A 17,843-nucleotide genomic window follows, 5' to 3' on the forward strand; every position below is an offset into this window, starting at 1 on the left:
TTCGGTAACCTCATGCATACGACCGACCGCGGGCTTCTGGCCATCGTCCGGCACGAAGGCATCGTGCCCGGACGCTACACGGACGTGAAACAGGTCTGGACCTTCGGCATCGGCCACACGGCCGCTGCCGGTCCGCCGGACCCCTCGAAGATGCCGCGCGGCATGCCTGCTGATGTCGACGCCGGGATCCGCGAGGCGTTCCGGGTCTTTCGGGGCGACCTCGCACGCTACGAGGCGGACGTGCTGCGGGCGGTAACGGTGCCGCTGGCGCCGCATGAGTTCGATGCGCTGGTCAGCTTCCACTACAACACCGGCGGCATTGCGCGCGCCGAGCTGACTCGGCACCTCAACGCCGGCAATCGAGCCGCCGCCGCCGCCGCGTTTCTGAACTGGCGGCGACCGGCCGCGATCATCCAGCGCCGCGAGGCCGAGCGCGATCTGTTCCGCCACGGCCGCTATCCTAGTGGTACGATCCCGGTTTGGGCCGTGGACCGCGGGGGCCGTGTCGACTTCTCGCGGCCCATCCGGCGGCTGACCGAGGCCGAGGCGCTGGAGCTGCTGCGTCCGACGCCGCTGCGGAGACCGCCGGTTCTCGATCGTGCGCCGCACGCGCCGACCGGCTGGCTCGCCAGCCTAGCCGCCTTCTTCTCTACCCTGTTCCGGAGGTCCTGACTGATGCGCTACGTCCGACCTAACTCGCTTACCTGGTGGGCGGGGATGTTAGCCTTCGCCACCGGCGCCGCATCCCTCGCGCTGCCAGCCACCGGGTTGCTCAGTGAACTTTCCCGGCTCATCGCGCTGCTCGCTGGCAGCGGCGACGCATCGCCTGTTGGGCTGATCGCGCTTGGCCTCGGCCTCATCGGCCTGCGCGACCGCCTCGAACGCGGGTTCCGCGGCGATGGCTGATTTCGTGTTCTGGCTGGTTGCGGCTCTTGGCGCGATCTGGGGCGTTGCCCTTGGTCGGGTCTGGGGGCGCGTTGAAGGGAAGCGCGCGGGCAAACGGGAGGCGGAACGCGATGCCATCGAAGACAAGAACGACCGCGTCGAGCGCGGGCGCGACGCACTCCGTGACGGCCGCAACGCTGGCGATCCTGCTGAGCGGCTGCGCCGGAACGATGGGCTCTGGTGATGCGGGCTGCGCCTCCTACGCCGAGGCGCGGCTCGGCCGGCCGGCAGCCAACACCGTCGGCGCTGTGCCGCCGGACTGGGCGAACTGGATCGCCGATCTCGACGACCGAATGACGGGAACCTGCCGATGAAATCCCTCTCGCCTGCGCTGCAGGCCCATCTCGACGACGGCACGACGACGCTTGCCTGGTGCTGGCGGATCACGCGCGCCGACGGCGTCGTGCTCGGTTTCACCGATCACGACAGGAAGCTCAGCTTCGATGGGACGGACTTCGATCCCGAGAGCGGACTCACGGCGTCCGAGGTCCGCTCCGGCTCGGACCTTTCGGTCGATGCGCAGGACGCCGAGGGGGTGCTGACCTCGGACCGCATCATCGAGACCGACATTCTCGACGGCCGCTGGGACAATGCCGCAGTCGAGGTCTGGCGGGTGAACTGGTCTGATCCCGGCCAGCGCGTACTCCTTCGGCGCGGGGCCATCGGCCAGATCCGTCGCGGGCGACTGGCCTTCGTCGCCGAGGTCCGCTCGCTCGCTCATGTCCTCGGCCAGACGGTCGGGCGGACGTTCCAGGCGACCTGCGATGCCCTGCTCGGCGACGCGCGGTGCGGCGTAAACCTCGAGGCCCCGGCCTTCAAGGGGACCGGTGCGGTGATTGATGTGCTGCGCGACCGGGCCTTCACCGCTTCCGGCCTCGGCAACTTCGCCGCTGGCTGGTTTGCCTTCGGGCTGGTGGAATGGTCGACCGGCGCGAATGCCGGGCGGCGGGTCGAGGTGCTGGGCCATGAGGTCACGAATGGCGGCGTGGTGCTGACCCTGCTGGAAGCGCCAGTGCGGCCAATCACGGCCACGGATGCCTTCGTGGCTTGGGCGGGCTGCGACAAGCGGATCGAGACTTGCGCAGCCAAGTTCGCGAACACCGCCAACTTCCGCGGCTTTCCGCACATTCCGGGTCAGGATGCGGTGCTGCGCTACGCCACCAAGGATGGCGGGCACGAGGGGGCGGTCCTGTGACCACGCCCGTTCCGACTGCCGATCCCGCCCGCGTCATCACCGTTGCGCGGTCCTGGCTCGGCACGCCCTATCACGATCAGGCCAGCCTGCGCGGCGTCGGTTGCGACTGCCTCGGCCTCGCGCGTGGCGTCTGGCGTGAGGTGGTCGGCCCCGAGCCGTTTCCGATCCCGCCCTACACCCGCGACTGGGGCGAGACGGGGCCGCGCGAGGTGCTGGCCGAGGGCGCGCGCGCCATGATGATCGAGGTGTCGCCCGCGGAGGCAGGTCCCGGCGCGCTGATCCTGTTCCGCATGATGCCCCGCGCCATCGCCAAGCATGTGGGCATTCTCACCGGCCACGACACCTTTCTCCACGCCTACGAGCGGCTCGGCGTGATGGAGGAGCCGCTCACCCATGCCTGGCGGCGGCGCGTCGCCTTCGCCTTCCTGTTTCCGCAACGCTGAGATTCCGACCATGGCCTCCCTCGTTCTCGGTGTCGCAGGCGCCGCCCTTGGCGGGTCGATCGGCGGCGCGATCCTTGGCGTCAGCGCCGCGACCATCGGCGGCTTCATCGGATCGACCATCGGGTCGGTGGTTGACAGCTGGATCGTGTCGTCGTTGGCGCCGACGCAGCGCATCGAGGGCGCGCGGCTCGACACGCTGCGCATCACCTCAGCCACCGAGGGGGCACCTATCCCGCGGGTCTACGGCCGGATGCGGATGGGCGGCAACATCATCTGGGCGACCGATTTCCGCGAGGAGACCAGGACCAGCACGCAGGGCGGCGGCAAGGGCGGTGGTGGCGGGGGGGTCCAGACCACCGAATACCTCTACTATGCGTCATTCGCAGTCGCCCTGTGCGAAGGCCCGATCACCGGCATCGGCCGCATCTGGGCTGACGGCAAGCCGATGGACCTCTCCGGCGTCACCTGGCGCTGGTATCCCGGCGATGAGGCGCAGACGGCGGACCCGTTCATCGCGGCGAAGATGGGCGCGGCCAGCACCCCTAGCTATCGCGGCACCGCCTATGTCGTCTTCGAAGAGCTGGCCATCTCGACCTACGGCAACCGCATCCCGCAGCTGTCCTTCGAGGTGTTCCGCCCGCTGGCCGACCCCGACACCGCCGAGGGACTGACCCGCGCCGTCACCATGATCCCGGCCTCGGGCGAATTCACCTATGCGACGCAGGCGATCCGCAAGACCGATGGCGGCGCGACGGTGCCCGAGAACCTGAACGCGCTGCCGGACGCCACCGACATGGTGGAGGCGCTGGACAGGCTGCAGGCGATGGCGCCCGCGGTCGAGAGCGTCAGCCTCGTGGTGGCGTGGTTCGGCGACGATCTGCGCGCGGGCTCCTGCAAGGTGCGGCCGGGCGTCGAGGTGTCGGCCAAGTCGACGACGCCCGCCAGCTGGTCGGTGAACGGCGTGAGCCGCGCCAGCGCCTTCCTCGTCAGCCGCGACGATCAGGACCGCCCCGTCTATGGCGGCACGCCCTCTGACTTTGCCGTGGTGCAGGCGATCCAGGAAATGAAGGCCCGCGGGCTGCGGGTGACCTTCTATCCCTTCATCCTGATGGACGTGCCGCCCGGCAACACGCTGCCGAACCCCTATTCCGACAACGCCGCGGAGACGGGCCAGCCTGTATTCCCCTGGCGGGGGCGGATCACCTGTTCGCCTGCCGCTGGCTTCGCCGGGACCGTGGACAAGACTGCCACGGCCGCAAGCCAGGTCGCGGCGCTATTCGGCGCGGCCACGCCTGCGAGCTTCAGCGTCTCGGGTCAGTCGGTTTCGTGGACCGGGGCGCCGGGCGACTGGGGCCTGCGCCGCATGGTGCTGCACTACGCCCATCTCTGCGCGGCAGCGGGCGGGGTCGATGCCTTTCTCATCGGCACCGAGATGCCGGGGCTGACCACGATCCGCTCGGGCGCGTCTACCTATCCGGCGGTGCAGGCCTATCGGGACCTGCTGGCGGATGTCCGCTCGGTCCTCGGGGCGGGGACCAAGATTGGCTACGCAGCCGACTGGTCGGAGTACTTCGGGCATCAGCCGCAGGACGGCAGTGGCGACGTGTTTTTTCACCTCGACCCACTCTGGGCGGACGCCAACATCGATTTCATCGGCATCGATAACTACATGCCGCTCTCGGACTGGCGCGACGGGTTCGAGCATCTTGATGCAGCGGAGGGCTGGCCCGCGATCTACGACCGAGCCTACCTGCAGGCAAACATCGCGGGCGGCGAAGGGTTCGACTGGTTCTACGCCAGTGCCGCTGACCGCGTCGCGCAGGTCCGGACCCCAATCACCGATGGCGCGGCCGGCAAGCCGTGGGTGTTCCGCTACAAGGATCTGCGCGCCTGGTGGTCGAACGCGCATTACGACCGCCCGGGCGGGGTGGAGAGCGCAACGCCGACCGCGTGGGTGCCGGAGTCGAAGCCGATCTGGTTCACCGAGCTTGGCTGTCCCGCCATCGACCGGGGCACCAATCAGCCCAACGTCTTCTTCGATCCGAAGTCGTCGGAAAGCTTTATCCCATATTTTTCCCGCGGGTGGCGCGACGATGCCATCCAGCGCGCTTATCTCGAGGCGACGTATCTCTGGTGGGGCACTTCGGCCAACAACCCAACCTCGTCCGTCTACGGCGGCCGGATGGTCCATGTCCCTGAATGCGCCGCTTGGACCTGGGACGCGCGGCCCTATCCATTCTTCCCGGCTCTGACCGACGTCTGGGCGGACGGCGAGAACTGGCAGCTCGGGCACTGGCTGACCGGACGGCTCGGCGCGGTGTCGCTGGCGGCGCTCGTCCGGCATCTCTGCCTGCGCGCCGGGTTGCCATCTAACCGCATCGACGTCTCGGGGCTTTGGGGCGCGGTCGAGGGCTATGTCATCGGCGCGCTGGAAAGCCCCCGCGCCTCGATCACCACGCTCGCGCGGCATTTCGGCTTCGACGCGGTGGAGACCGAGGGCGTGATCCGCTTCCGTCTACGCGGCCGGGGCCCCGTCGCGACTTTTGCGCCCGACGATCTGGTGGCCGCCCGCGAGGGCGACGTGCTGGAGCTGACGCGGGGCCAAGAGACCGAACTGCCGCAGGCGCTGAAGTGGCAGTTGGCCCGCGCCGACGAGGATTACGATGCGGCGCTCGTCGAAGCCCGGCGCATCACCGTGGACACGGCGCGCATCGCGTCGGAGAGCTTTTCGATGGCAGTGCCGCCCGAGGAGGGTGAGCGCCGCTGCCGCCGCGCGCTGATGGAAGCCTGGATCGGCCGCGAGACCGCGAGCTTCCTACTGCCGCCCTCGCGGCTGGCGCTGGACCCCGCCGACGTGATCCGGCTCGATCATGACGGGCGCAGTCTCGAGTTCCGCCTTGTATCCACCGCCGACGCCGAGGCGCGGGGCGTCGAGGCGGTGCGCCAGGACCGGGCGGCTTACGAGCTGCCACCCGGCACTCCCCGCGCGGTGGCACCGACGCGGAAAGTCGTGTTTAACGCGCCGCACGCGGTGCTGATGGACCTGCCGCAACTGCGCGAGGACCAGCCTGCGCATCGACCGCTGGTCGCCGCGCACGCGGTTCCGTGGCCGGGCGAGATGGCGGTGTTCCGCAGCCCATCGACGGACGGGTTCGAGCTGCTGACGACGTTCGGCAGCCCTGCCCGGATCGGCACGCTGGTCTTCGACTTCTACGCGGGTCCGACGTCGCGTTTCGATCTTGGCAACGTGCTGATCGTCGATTTGCTCACCGGTACGCTCGAAAGCGTCACCGATTTGACGCTCTTCGGCGGTGCCAACGCGCTCGCCATCGAGAGCGCGCCTGGGGTCTGGGAGATCGTGCAGGCGGGCGCGGCCGATTTGCTCGCGCGCGGCCGGTATCGGCTCACCCGGCTTCTGCGCGGCCAGCGGGGGACAGAAGGCGCCATGGGCAACCCGGCGCCCGCTGGCGCGAGGGTCGTGGTACTCGACGACAGCCTCGCGTCCCTGCCGATCGCAGAGGCCGATCTCGGCATCCCGTGGAACTGGCGCATCGGCCCCGCCAGCCGCTCGGTCAGCGACGAGACCTACGTGGCGCAGGCCTTCACGCCCGCGGGCACCGGCCTGCGGCCGTTCTCTGTCGCCCATGTCGAGCAGCCGTGGCGCAGGCCGCGCGCGCCCGGCGATCTGACGATCCGCTGGAAACGCCGCTCCCGCGCGCTTGCCGCCGACAGATGGGATGGGCTCGAAGTGCCGCTGGCCGAGGAGCTCGAAGCCTACGAGGTCGAGATCCTTGACGGTGTCGCCGTGAAGCGGGTGCTGACCAGCGGCACGACTTCCGTTTTCTACACCGCCGCTCAGCAGACCGCAGACTGGGGCGCGCCGCTCGCCCCCGGCGACACGCTCGACATCCGCATCTACCAGCTCTCCGCCTTTGTGGGGCGGGGGGCGTCAAAAATAGTCACCCTCACGTTCTGAGGCTATTCCATGTCTGAAGCCAGCACCCATTTGGGCCTGCCGTACCTCATGGCCGCGCAGGCGCAGAAGCACGTCACCCACAACGAGGCGCTGCGGATCCTCGACGGGCTCGTTCATCTCTCGGTTCTCGACCGCGACCTGGTCGCGCCACCCGGTTCTCCGGCCGATGGAGACCGCTACATCGTCGCGTCGGGCGCGTCTGGCGATTGGGCGGGCTGGGACCTGAACGTTGCGGTCTGGACAGACGGCGCGTGGCTGCGCCTGCCGCCACGGACCGGGTGGCGGGCGTGGGTCGAAGACGAGAATTTGATTGTAACCTTTGACGGCGGGGTTTGGGTAGGCCCTGGGGCGCTGCCGCTTGCAGCCGAGCAGTTGAGCGTCGGCGGAACCGCAGCGGATGCCACCAACCGGCTGGCGGTGGCCAGCCCGGCCACGCTGCTGACCCATGCCGGCGCCGGGCACCAGCTGAAGATCAACAAGGCCGGCGCGGCGGAAACCGCCAGCCTGCTGTTCCAGACCGGCTGGTCGGGGCGGGCCGAACTGGGCACCACCGGCAGCGACGACCTGGCCTTCAAGGTCAGCCCCGACGGCAGCACCTGGCACAACGCGCTGACGATCGGCGCGGCCAGCGGGCAGGTGCAGGTGGGCAACGGCCTGGCGGTGACCGGCCTGCTGAGCGGCTCGGCGGTGATCCAGAACTCGACCGATGCCACCTCCGGCCGGTTGCTGGCGCTGGTGGGCGTCACCGGGGCCTTCGGGCTGGGGGCGAACTATGCTCCGTTGATTGCCGACCTCGACGATATCCTGACCCCGGCGGGGCTCTACCTGTTCAACATGACGGGGGGCACCAGCGGCACCGGGCCGGGGTTCAACCAGGGCGCGGTGATTGTCGTCCATGCCATCGGCGCGGGCATGCGCGCGCCGCAGCAGATCGCGATCCAGCGCAGCAATACGGGCGTGGGGCGGCTGGCGTGGCGCACCAGCCAGGGCGGCACCTGGGGCGCCTGGCAAACCGCCTATGGCACCGGCAACGCGGTGGGCACCGTCAGCCAGTCGGGCGGGGCCCCCACCGGGGCGCTGGTCGAAACCGGCACCAACGCCAACGGCCGCTACCGCCGCCTGGCCTGCGGCACGCAGGAATGCTGGCGCAGCATGACCGCCAGCGCGGCCGCCGCCACCACCTGGACCTTTCCGGCCGCTTTTTCCCAAGCACCCATCGTGTGCGGCACGGCGGTGGCGGGGGTGTTGTCGGCGGTCTGCCTCGATGCGGCCCCCGGCACCGCCTCGTGCAGCTTCAGCGCCCGCGACAAGACCGACGCGCGCCGCGCCGATACCGTTCACCTGCATGCCGTCGGTCGCTGGTTCTGAGGAATACATCCATGCGCATCGAACTGACCCCCATCCGTTCCGAAGCCGTGCTGTCGGTTCACCGCCAGGACGAGGTGCTGAGCGTGAACGGCACCGCCTGGGATCTGTCGCCCTTGCCCGAAGGCGCGCGGTTGCCGCCCGGCGCCTGCGACGGCCTGGGGCTGATGGCGCCCGTCACCCGGCAAGGCGGCGTGCTGCAGGTGGTGCTGGCCTTGCCGCACGGGCTGGATGCCCCCGAGGCGGTGCGCTTTCCCGCCGCGCTGGACCCGGCACCGCAAGGGCCGGTCGATCTGCCCGGCCACCCCGGCGCGACGGGCCCCGGCGCCCCCGGCCTCATCGACTGGGCACAGATGCAGACCGCCGAGGCCCTGGCCGAACAGGACCGCATCGCCTGGCGCGCGGCGCGCGAGGTGACCAGGCTCGATCTGGTGCTGGCCATGGCCGGCGCGGGGCTGATCGCCCCGGCCAGCGCCATCGCCGCCGCCGGCGGCGGCATCCCGCCCGAGTTCGAGGCGGTGGTCGCCGCCATGCCCGCCCCCGCGCAGGCCGAGGCGCGCATCCGCTGGGCCGGCGCCGTCACCATCCCGCGCCTGTCGCCGCTGATCCTGGCCGTGCAGGCCGCAACGGGGATGACCGACACCGAAACCGACGCGCTGTTCGGCTGGGCCTGACCCCGCCCTACAGGATCAGGATGTGGTCGGCGAGCCCCTCGAGGCTGCCGGCGCCGACCACCACCACCGTGGTGCCCGCGGCGGCAAAGGCCAGCACCGCATCGCCTGCCGGAGTGATCCGGCCGAAGGTCTGCACCACCTGCGCGGCCGCCATAGCTTCAGTCGTCGCCCATGCCGAGGTAAAGCGTAACGTTGCCGCCGCCGTCCCGCACGGTGTCGTGGCACAGGCCGCCCATCAGCGTGTCGCTCCCGCCGCCGCCGAAGACGAAATCGTCGCCCCAGCCGCCGCCGGCCATGTCGCCGCCCTCCGCGGCATGCAGCGTGTCACGGTTTTCACGTTTCACTGTATGGACCGCGGTTGTTCCGAGGCGGTTTTCCTTTCAGTGGCTTGATTCTGTTGGTTTGTTTCCGGATTGCAAATCCGTGAAGACCGGTTCGATTCCGGTACCCGCCTCCATTTCCTTATTCCTGCGCAACACGACGTCATGGCGACGGCCCACCGACCTTGTGCGGGATCGGCCGCATAGCCCGCGCCCGAAGGTGCCAGCACACCTTGGCTGCCACTGGTCCGATGCAGATGCCGCCCATGGCCTGCGGGCCCATCACTGGCCTGACCGCGCCCGACCGTCCAACCGGTCGCAGCAACCGCTTTTGCGCCCTGTCCGGATTGCGGCGCAGCCGCAGATGTCGCGAGATGCGTTGGTAGGCCCGGAGGATTCCGCAGCCCCTTGATTCAACTCGCAAAAGTGCCGGATACCAACAAAAATACCAACAAAATCTGCGATTTTTACCGGGTTCGTCCGAGTGTTGCGATACCAACACATAATCGCCGTGTTGGTATCGCGCGACTCACATCAGAAGCCGGTGCCGTCGCCAAAGACCATCCAAGCTGATCACAGAAGGCAGGGACAGGATGGCGACAGATTGCGACGGCGCGCGACAAAGCGCACCAGTTGCCACTGCAAGGCGGAGGACCATGCGACCGACACGACAGCACCCTTTAGGGGCCGTCGTCTGTCGCGCTCCGATGCCCACATATGGAAAGGAAGATTGAACAGACACCATTTGGCGCGGCGATGTGCTGTGACCGATCATGGGTCCCTTTCCATGTGCCCCCCTGCGGGTGCCCTGAACCGCGACTTGTCAGCCTGTGCAGAATTTCTGCAATACTGGGGCCAATCTTGCTGCCCGAAAATTGAAAACGCGCGATCTTCGCGGGTCGGCGTCCCCGCCCGGCACACCCCCACCCCAGGAAGGACCCAAAGCCAAGATGGGAAAGGGGCGATGATCGCACAGGATCACTCTGCGAGGCTGACACGCGGCGAGGAGTTGGGGTTGCGTGACAACCGGCATGCGACGTTGCCAAGTTGATACTCGCGCATTAGCAAGTTGAACACCGCGAGGCAGTTTCCCGTTCGGACAGGTGTAGGGCATGACAAAGAAAAAGCTGAACGCCGCCTTGCGCAACTTCTCCGAAAGCGCGTTCGACTTTCTTGAAAAGTCGGTCGACGAAATCAAGGATCGCCCCAAGTATTCAGTGATCCACTTCGCAACAGCCGTCGAATTGCTTCTGAAAGCCCGTCTGATGCGTGAGCATTGGACTCTGGTGGCGGAACGCGCCTCTGACGTGACGCTGGACAACTTCCTGTCTGGTGAATGCAAGACCGTCACCCAAGCCGATGCAATCAGGCGTCTGAACGGCGCATGCGGCGAGAATATCCCGAAGGATGCGGTTGCCCAGTTCGCAAGGATCGCAGCCCACCGAAACCAGATGATCCACTTCTTTCACGAGGCAGGCACGGCGAAAGCGGGTCAGGCCATGATCGAAGGAATCGTTAAAGAGCAATGCCTTAGTTGGTATTATCTGGAACGCCTTCTGTCCGAATGGGCCGATCAGTTCGAGGAATTCGATACCAGGATCGCTACCATCCGCTGGCGGATGAAGCAAAATCGGGCCTTTCTGAGCGTTGCCTTTGATCGCCTGAAACCCGAGATTGACGCGGCAAAGAAAGCCGGGGCCAAGTTCGCGGCATGTTCAGGTTGCGGCTATGAGGCCTCAGCCGTCACGGAACTGTCGGACATTTTCTTTGAGAAGCACTGTCGGCTCTGCGGATTGGGTGAGGCTTACCTTGAAATCCCCTGTCCGGCCGACTGCGGCACGACGCTGCATATCAAGGCCGACCACGGTTCGGATAGGACGTGCGAGACCTGCGGGCACAAAGTGACGGCAGGCGAACTTTCTGACGCGCTGGACACCGAGTATTCCGATCCGTCTGACTATGAACCGCAGGTCAACTGCGCGATGTGTTCCAGTATGGGAAGGGTGGTCCAGCACCACGACACGTTCATTTGCACTGAATGCCTGTCCACCGATGAATCGGCCCCCCAGTGCGGATGGTGCAACGAACGGCAGATCGGGGGTGGCGATCTGGAATTCAGCTACCACTCGGGCTGCGAATTCTGCGACGGGCAGGCTGGCTGGACGAAAGACGACTGATCGCCCAGCGCGCGGGCATCCCCTTATGTGCAGTTTATGCCCAGTCCTTTGATTGCGGGTATCTGGTTCCCAGCATGTAAAGGCCCGAGTGAACGTCGATCATGCTCCATCCTTGCCTGCCTTGGAGAAGTTCGGCCATCAGGGCATTGTTCTCGTAGATCGAGCCGGGTTCGAAGGCTTCATCGTCCAGTTCGTTGCCGGACGGCGGAGTCTTGAGAATCTTGGCTTTGTGCAGGATTTTCAGGCCGTTGAAGATCGGGCCACCCGGCGGCAGCATGACTTCCCGATTGGTCAAGGTCGCAGCCAGCGCGGGTTTGGAAAACAGGGCCACCATGAACATCGCGGTCGCGTTCCAACTGCCGATATACTTGGGCCGGTCCATTGAAGGCGACACGAGAGGCGAAAGCCACCGTTCCTGCGCACGGCCAATCATCTTCAAGTCATCGGGCAACGTCGCGGGCAGCTTCACCCGCTGAAACATCAGGTATCCGCCCCGAAGCGAATGTTCGATCGGGGACGGGCCACGCTCCATATGGAACGTCTTTGCAACGCTCAGGGCTGCCGGGTCCAGGTCGGTCAGCACTTCGATAGCGGCCGCCGTGAAGTTTTCGTCGATCTTCGCAAGATGCCCCCAGCCCAAGCCCACGGCAAAGCAGACGTGCCAAGGGTTTGCTGACGAAAACGTCTTCAAGTGTTGCGAAATCTCGTCGTAGGCCAACGCATTCAGTTTCTTGCTGCCTTGGTGCAACAATTCCTGCACCTTGGTTCGCGCTGGGCCTCCACCCGCGCCGCCGCCTTTGTCACAAAGTTCGTTGAATTCGACCTGCACCGGGTTCAATGGGTTTGCGATTTTCATTTCGTTCTCCGGCCCCAGTCATTCACGGCTGTTCGTTCAGCGGCGGAAGGGATGCCACGATGCGCACGGTTTCGAGGCTGACGCGCACAATCCGCTTTACCAGGTCCACGATATAGCGCGGGTCTTCGGACCAGTCGTTCGGGTCATTCCTGATGCCGCTTTCCTTGTGGATGGTCACGGCATAGCGTTCCATCACCCATTCCAGCGCGGATTTGCCGTTCACCACATAGTCGTAGGCTTCCAGCGGGATGCCGCGCAGGGTGACGTGGGGGTTGAAGACGATGACCGAGCGGTCCTTTTCACCGCCGCGCTTGCCGAAGACCATCTTGTGAACGCGCCAGTCGGCGGCTTCCATCACCAGACGGCTGTAATCTTCGGTCAACGGGTAAGGCTCCACCGTCTCATAGCCCAGATGCCACCGGCCCAGTTCGCGGCCCGCATTGCTGAAGGCACGGAAATCGGCGGCATAGGGGATGCGGGGGACCATCTTTTTCAAGTCGGAGGCGAAGCGATCCTTGTATTCAGGGGAATGCAGGATGCCGTAGACATACCAGAAGATGTCTTCCTTGCTGATGGCGTCGTCCGCGTAACGGCGGCGGAACTCGCCCAGCGCCCAATCGGAAATCGCATCGCGGCGGATATAGCCTTCGGCGTCGGCGGTCGCACCGTTCGCAAACATCTCACCCTGCCGTCTGCCGCGCGTCTCATCGGGGTAATCATACCAGTACAGCGGGAAGCCTTGGCCCTTGGACACAAGTTCGTAGTCGGGAACGCTGGCGGTCACAAAGGCAGAGAATGCCTTGTTTGCTCCACTCCCGGCTGCGCAGATCACAAGGTTCTGATGCCGTGGCGTCGGGAACAGACGGGGCTGTTGGTAGACCATTTCGTTCATTCGACGGTCGAAATAAAGCCATTGGCGCTGAAACGGACGGTAGGCCCCCTGCACAAGTGCACTATCGTCAAAGGCATAGGCTTTGTTCCGTGTCACGTCGGCCTTCAAGGCGCGTGACCAACTGATGTTGCGCGGGTCGGTGTCGACGACCTTTTCCACCGGCGGCCATTCGTCCTTTTGCAGCCCGGCGCAGGTGCGGGCATAGCGGCCCCGTTCGGCCTCATAGGTTTCGATCATGCGGCTCATGTTCGCCGCCAGAACCTCGCGGCCCGAATTGTAAGCCCAAGCATCGCGCGAGGTCAGAACGCCCTGCGAATAGGTATCGAAAATCGCGCCGCCTTCGGTGCCTTCCTTGTCGCCCAGCGGCACAAACGCATCAAAGGCCGGATCGCGTTGGTTGATCCAGTCGCCTTCCGCATTCGGGCGCAGGCGTTGCCAGGGCATCCGGTCGATGCTGGCGAAGTCGTCAATGATCGTCAGCTTTTCCTCGCGGCTCAGGTAATCCCCGATGTCGTGGTAATGCAGTTGGCAGGGGCCTTCGTGGGCCGGGTCTTTCACCATCAGTGTGATGGCAACGGGGGTGCGGGACCCGGAACCGAAAATCTTGCCACCTTCGCGCCGCGACTCCTCGCCCGAAGTGCGCTGATTGCCCCGCAGGTTGAAGATGTAGAGGTGGCTGAATTCACTGGCCAAAGACAGGCGCAGCCCGTCCATATTGTTCGCCTCCAGGAACGATCCGTTGGTCACATAGGCAACGATGCCGCGATCCGCGATGCGGTCGGATGCCCAGCGGATGGCACGGATATAGCTGTCATACAGGTTTTTCAGCAGCTTGGCGTTCGACCGTTCGGCATAGGTGGCCCGGATGCGCCCATCGAGCGTGGGATAGGCCAGATTCTTGTTATTGTCATTCTCGCTGTCTTGCTGCGCCGAATAGGGCGGGTTGCCGACGATCACCTGAATGGGATGGGCAAGTTGCCGTTCGGCGCGTTCGTTGTTTTCGGGCAGCACCACGCGGTCCACCAGATCGCCGTCTTCGGTCATCTGGAAGGTGTCGACCAGGATCATCCCGTCAAACGGGCGATAGCTGCCCGTCGCGCCGTGATAGGCGGTCTCGATGTTCACCGTGGCGATGTAATAGGCCAGCAGCACCAGTTCGTTGGCATGCAATTCGCCGCCGTATTTGCGTTCCAGCGCCTCGGGGGTGATCAGCCCTGACTGGATCAGCCGCACCAGGAAGGTGCCGGTGCCTGTGAAGGGATCAAGGATTTGCACCCCGTCGCTGGACAGGCTTTGGCCGAAGTGGCGGCGCAAGGCGACATCGGCGCTGCGCAGGATAAAATCCACCACGGGAACGGGCGTGTAGACGATGCCAAGCCGTTCCGCCATGCGGGGGAAGGCATTGTTGAAGAACGTGTCGTAGAGGTTGCGGATGATGTCCTGTTTGGACTTGTCGCTTTTCGCCAGGCTGATGCGCTCGCGCACGTTGTCGTAGAACCGTTGCAGGCCCTCGGTCTCGCTGTCCACCGATCCGGCATCAAGCTTCTGAACGATGGCTTCCAACGCGCGGCCCACGGCGTTGTGGGCCGGGAAATCGGTGCCCGCGAACAGGGCCTGAAAGACGGGCATGGTCAGGATGTGCTGTGCCAGCATTTCCACCGCATCGTCGGATGTGACGGCAGGGTTCAACGTGTCTTGCAGGCCTTTGACGAAGCGGGCGAATTCATCGGCCACCTCGGGGCTGCCCGAGATCATCGCCTTGATGCGGGCAATCAGGCGTTCGGCCACGGTGCCGATGGACTTGGCCCATTCGCTCCAATATTCGCGGTCGCCCAGTTTCTTCGGGATGGCGGCATAGACGGCTTCGCTTATGGCGTCGATTGGCAGCGCCGGGAAATCGAGCGGCAGGGTATCGCTGCCGCCGCCTTCGCCCTCGCCGGTCTCTTCGCCGCCCGAGACAACCTTGATCTTGCGGCGGAATTCGGCCTCGTCGACCAGGCTGTCGTCATGGGCGCGAAGGGCCTTGATCACCTTCCAGATGCTGCGGAACTGCGGATCGCTTTCGATATAGCCGTTGTAGTCGGCCACATTCTTGGACGGCATGCAGACGGGCAGGATGATGTAGCCGTATTTCTTGCCCGCCGCCTTGCGCATGACGCGGCCGACCGACTGCACGATGTCGACGATGGATTCTCTCGTGTCGAAAAACACCACGGAGTCCAGCGCGGGCACGTCAATGCCTTCGGACAGGCAGCGCGCGTTCGAAAGGATGCGGCATTTGCCCGAACCGGGGTTATCTTTCAGCCAGTCCAGCGCCGAAGACCGTTGCAGGGCATTCATCGTGCCGTCGACGTGTTGCAGGTGGCAATCCACCATGCCGGGAACGTCTTCGGGCTGATAGCTTTCGGCATAGAGTTCGGCCAGCTTGCCGAACACCTCGGTGATCTGTTGCGATGCCTTGATGGACCGCGAAAAGGCCACCGCGCGGCGCATCGGTTCGGTGTCTTCGGTCAGGGCTTCCTGTTCGCCGTCCTCGTCCACCAGGACAAGGCCCTTTTTCGACAGGCCCTTCCAGCTTCCAACGATCTTGGTGGCGAAGTTGATGTCGATAGCTTTCTTGTCGTCCAGCCGATAGGCGCGGTTGTAGCGGTTGGCCACGTCGCCCATCTTGTCCTGTTCGACGGCGACGATCAGCACCTTGTATTCCGACAGCAGGTCACGTTCGACGGCCTTGCCAAAGCCCAGCCGGTAGAATTCCGGGCCGAAGGTGTCGGGATCGTCCATCGAGAACAGGACGGCTTCGTTCTGATCGGCCTTGGTCTTTGATGCGTCGGCATAGATGCGGGGCGTGGCTGTCATGTAGAGGCGCTTTGCCCCCCGCACCACGCCGTTGCTGTGGACTTTCACGAAGTCGGACGGGTCTTCGCCCGGCAGGGTCAGGCCGGTGGTCCGGTGCGCCTCGTCGCAGATGATCAGATCGAAATCGCCCAGCCCAGCGCGCTGGGCGTCTGCGACAACTTGGATGGATTGGTAGGTCGAGAACACGACAACGCGCCGCCCATGGGTCAGTGCCTGTGCCGCCGATGCCAGCTTGCGCGCGTCGGTTGTGGCCGGATATGCAAGGTCATGGGTGCGAAGGTCTTCCTCGTCGCGGCCCACCTTGCTGTCGGAACACACCACGAAGGCATGGATCGGGTCATGCGCCTGTGCCGTCCATTCCCGCAGCGTCTGCGCCACCAGCGAAATGGACGGGGCAAGGAACAGGACACGCCCGCCCTCGGGCACGATGGTTTCGGCAAGCCGCAGGGACGTGAAGGTCTTGCCTGTGCCGCAAGCCATGATCAGCTTGCCCCGGTCCACCGTTTGCATGCCTTCCAGCACGGCGGCAATGGCTTCATCCTGATGCGGCAGAGGGGTTTTCTTGGGGCGCAGGCGGATCAGGTCAGGCCGGGTAAGGCTGAATTCCGTCCAGTCAATCGGGCTTTCGGCAAGGTCGGACAGGCTGATCCGCGAAACGGGGATGGTCTGCCCTTCGATGGCGCTTTCGGCGTTCCGGTTCCATTTGTCGGTGGTCGACACGACGATGCGGCGCGCGAACAGCTTGCTGCCGTCATTGGTGGCGAACTGCTTGCCCGATGCCGACAGGAAGGAATCTATATCGGGTTTCTGAATCGTGTGATTCGGGTCAAAGAACTTGCACTGGATCGCCCAATAGTCGCCCGTAGCCTTCTCGCGGGCCACAAGGTCAATGCCAACGTCAGCGCCCCAGCGGTCCTGCCATTCTTCCCAAAGCCAGACATGTTCCAGTAGGTCGGAATACTGCGGGTCCCGGACCAGGTAATTTGCGATCAGGCGTTCGAACAGCCTGCCCTTGCCGCGCTCGTCGCTGGAAAGGTCCCGAAATTGCGAAAGAATTCGATCAATATGTTCGCGGCTCATGCCTGCTTCTGCCGTAACTTTTTCAACCGTTAGACCACTTCCCCCTATCGACTTGCAAGCTGAAACTCTTTCACGCCTCATGCGACCACATGCGCTGGGCTTGGGTGAAGGCCTGCTTGTTTTTCTGAGCCTTGCGGGATTTCAGCCAGCCCATGTCATAGCCGAAACGTTCAAAGAATACGGTCTGAGCAGGCGTCAGCAGATGCACCGCCTGCAAGGGGGGAAAGAACGTCACCCCCTCGCCATCCCGCCGTGTCTGGCGTCCACTCGTCGTCCTGCGCTCGGCCATGAGCGGGCGCAGGTGCAGCGCCACCTTGTCGGCATGGTGGGGCGAAGCTTGCTCGATCGACTGGAAGAACGCGCTGACCAGCACATCGGCCAGTTGCAACCCGGCAAGGCCTGACGCCGGGGCGCGCTCGATCAGGCTGTAGCGCAGCACGGCCTGATCGATGTCGCGCGTATCGAGATAAGTGGTGCCCGCCGTGGCCTGATTGATCTTTTGCTGGATATAAGCCTTGAACCGCCCGAAATGATGCCCCCTGCGGCTGGCCATGACGATGCGCAGGGCGGGGCTTTCGATCCCGTGGCGCTGGGCGTGATGGGCGACGCAATGGGTCACTCGTTCCAGCAGAAGCCGCACAACCCAGTTGTAAAGATAGTCGCGCGGATTGCCCGATGCCGCCGCCGCGCGGGGGTTGTGGTGGTTCAACATGGTCTGCTTGAGCGAACAGACGACAAAGCCCCGCGCGGGATTGCCCTTGCTGGCCAGCGTCTGCGTAGCCAGCGCTTGGCTTGCGGGTTTGAGGTTGCGGAAATGCAGCACGCCGCCCGGCTTCTGCCAGATGGCGCGCAGGATTTCATCCCTGCGCCGGTCCAGATCGGATTCAGCCTCGGCCCGGACGAGATAGCCGCCCAGGCACAGCCATTCCGAGTTTCCATCCGGGGTTCCGGGTTTCAGGCGTTCAACCTTGTCGTCGCCCGCCTCGTCAATGAACAGGGTGTAATGGTAATTCAAACCGGGTCCTTAAGTGGGTATGGCCGATCATCTGGAGGTTGTGCCA

At 65.1% G+C, this 17,843-nt stretch carries 14 protein-coding genes and 1 tRNA gene; 10 read left to right on the forward strand and 5 right to left on the reverse strand.

Going from position 1 to position 17,843, the window contains the following annotated elements; genetic code table 11:
- The first annotated feature begins 12 nt into the window (after positions 1–12).
- The 8 genes from GB880_RS03395 (at position 13) to GB880_RS03430 (ending at position 8,598) form a co-directional block, all read left to right on the forward strand.
- Complete coding sequence (locus GB880_RS03395) at positions 13–672, forward strand: lysozyme (RefSeq protein ID WP_154494153.1); 660 nt, start codon at positions 13–15, stop codon at positions 670–672.
- A gap of 3 nt (positions 673–675) precedes the next feature.
- A complete protein-coding gene (locus GB880_RS03400) occupies positions 676–906 on the forward strand; it encodes a hypothetical protein (protein WP_154494152.1) in 231 nt (76 codons plus the stop codon).
- A complete protein-coding gene (locus GB880_RS03405) occupies positions 899–1,129 on the forward strand; it encodes a hypothetical protein (protein ID WP_154494151.1) in 231 nt (76 codons plus the stop codon). The genes GB880_RS03400 and GB880_RS03405 overlap by 8 nt, the downstream gene beginning before the upstream one ends.
- 126 nt (positions 1,130–1,255) lie before the next feature.
- On the forward strand, positions 1,256–2,140 hold the full coding sequence (locus GB880_RS03410; RefSeq protein ID WP_154494150.1) for a DUF2163 domain-containing protein: 885 nt from the start codon (positions 1,256–1,258) through the stop codon (positions 2,138–2,140).
- Positions 2,137–2,583 carry an NlpC/P60 family protein gene (locus GB880_RS03415; protein WP_263467290.1) on the forward strand — a complete coding sequence of 149 codons (447 nt, stop codon included), beginning with the start codon at positions 2,137–2,139 and terminating at the stop codon, positions 2,581–2,583. The genes GB880_RS03410 and GB880_RS03415 overlap by 4 nt, the downstream gene beginning before the upstream one ends.
- Positions 2,584–2,593: 10 nt before the next feature.
- Positions 2,594–6,559: a baseplate multidomain protein megatron gene (locus tag GB880_RS03420; RefSeq protein ID WP_154494148.1), complete on the forward strand. Its 3,966-nt coding sequence runs from the start codon at positions 2,594–2,596 to the stop codon at positions 6,557–6,559.
- A 9-nt stretch (positions 6,560–6,568) separates the two neighbouring features.
- Entirely contained in the window at positions 6,569–7,927 is a 1,359-nt protein-coding gene (locus tag GB880_RS03425; RefSeq protein ID WP_229774443.1) for a DUF2793 domain-containing protein, read from the forward strand.
- 11 nt (positions 7,928–7,938) lie between these two features.
- On the forward strand, positions 7,939–8,598 hold the full coding sequence (locus GB880_RS03430) for a hypothetical protein (RefSeq protein ID WP_263467291.1): 660 nt from the start codon (positions 7,939–7,941) through the stop codon (positions 8,596–8,598).
- Between the two features lie 7 nt (positions 8,599–8,605).
- Here GB880_RS03430 and GB880_RS03435 read toward each other — a convergent pair whose 3' ends face one another.
- Together GB880_RS03435 and GB880_RS03440 are read right to left on the reverse strand one after the other, a co-directional pair.
- Positions 8,606–8,737 carry a hypothetical protein gene (locus tag GB880_RS03435; RefSeq protein ID WP_256376878.1) on the reverse strand — a complete coding sequence of 44 codons (132 nt, stop codon included), beginning with the start codon at positions 8,735–8,737 and terminating at the stop codon, positions 8,606–8,608.
- A 19-nt stretch (positions 8,738–8,756) separates the two neighbouring features.
- Positions 8,757–8,942: a hypothetical protein gene (locus GB880_RS03440; protein ID WP_154493848.1), complete on the reverse strand. Its 186-nt coding sequence runs from the start codon at positions 8,940–8,942 to the stop codon at positions 8,757–8,759.
- Between the two features lie 41 nt (positions 8,943–8,983).
- Between GB880_RS03440 and GB880_RS03445 the strand changes: the two genes are divergently transcribed.
- Positions 8,984–9,055 (forward strand) — tRNA-Cys (locus GB880_RS03445).
- A gap of 975 nt (positions 9,056–10,030) precedes the next feature.
- Positions 10,031–11,095, forward strand: a complete 1,065-nt coding sequence (locus GB880_RS03450) for a hypothetical protein (RefSeq protein ID WP_154493847.1) — start codon at positions 10,031–10,033, stop codon at positions 11,093–11,095.
- Between the two features lie 34 nt (positions 11,096–11,129).
- Here the strand turns inward: GB880_RS03450 and GB880_RS03455 are convergent, their stop codons facing one another.
- From GB880_RS03455 to GB880_RS03465, 3 genes are all read right to left on the reverse strand, one after another.
- Positions 11,130–11,951, reverse strand: coding sequence for a hypothetical protein (locus GB880_RS03455; RefSeq protein ID WP_154493846.1), 822 nt, complete (start codon positions 11,949–11,951; stop codon positions 11,130–11,132).
- A 22-nt stretch (positions 11,952–11,973) separates the two neighbouring features.
- A complete protein-coding gene (locus GB880_RS03460) occupies positions 11,974–16,782 on the reverse strand; it encodes a DEAD/DEAH box helicase (RefSeq protein WP_154493845.1) in 4,809 nt (1,602 codons plus the stop codon).
- Between the two features lie 70 nt (positions 16,783–16,852).
- Entirely contained in the window at positions 16,853–17,797 is a 945-nt protein-coding gene (locus GB880_RS03465; protein ID WP_154493844.1) for a DUF3800 domain-containing protein, read from the reverse strand.
- Between the last annotated feature and the right edge of the window lie 46 nt (positions 17,798–17,843).

The sequence above is a fragment of the Paracoccus sp. SMMA_5_TC genome (genome assembly GCF_009696685.2).
Taxonomy (GTDB): Bacteria; Pseudomonadota; Alphaproteobacteria; order Rhodobacterales; family Rhodobacteraceae; genus Paracoccus.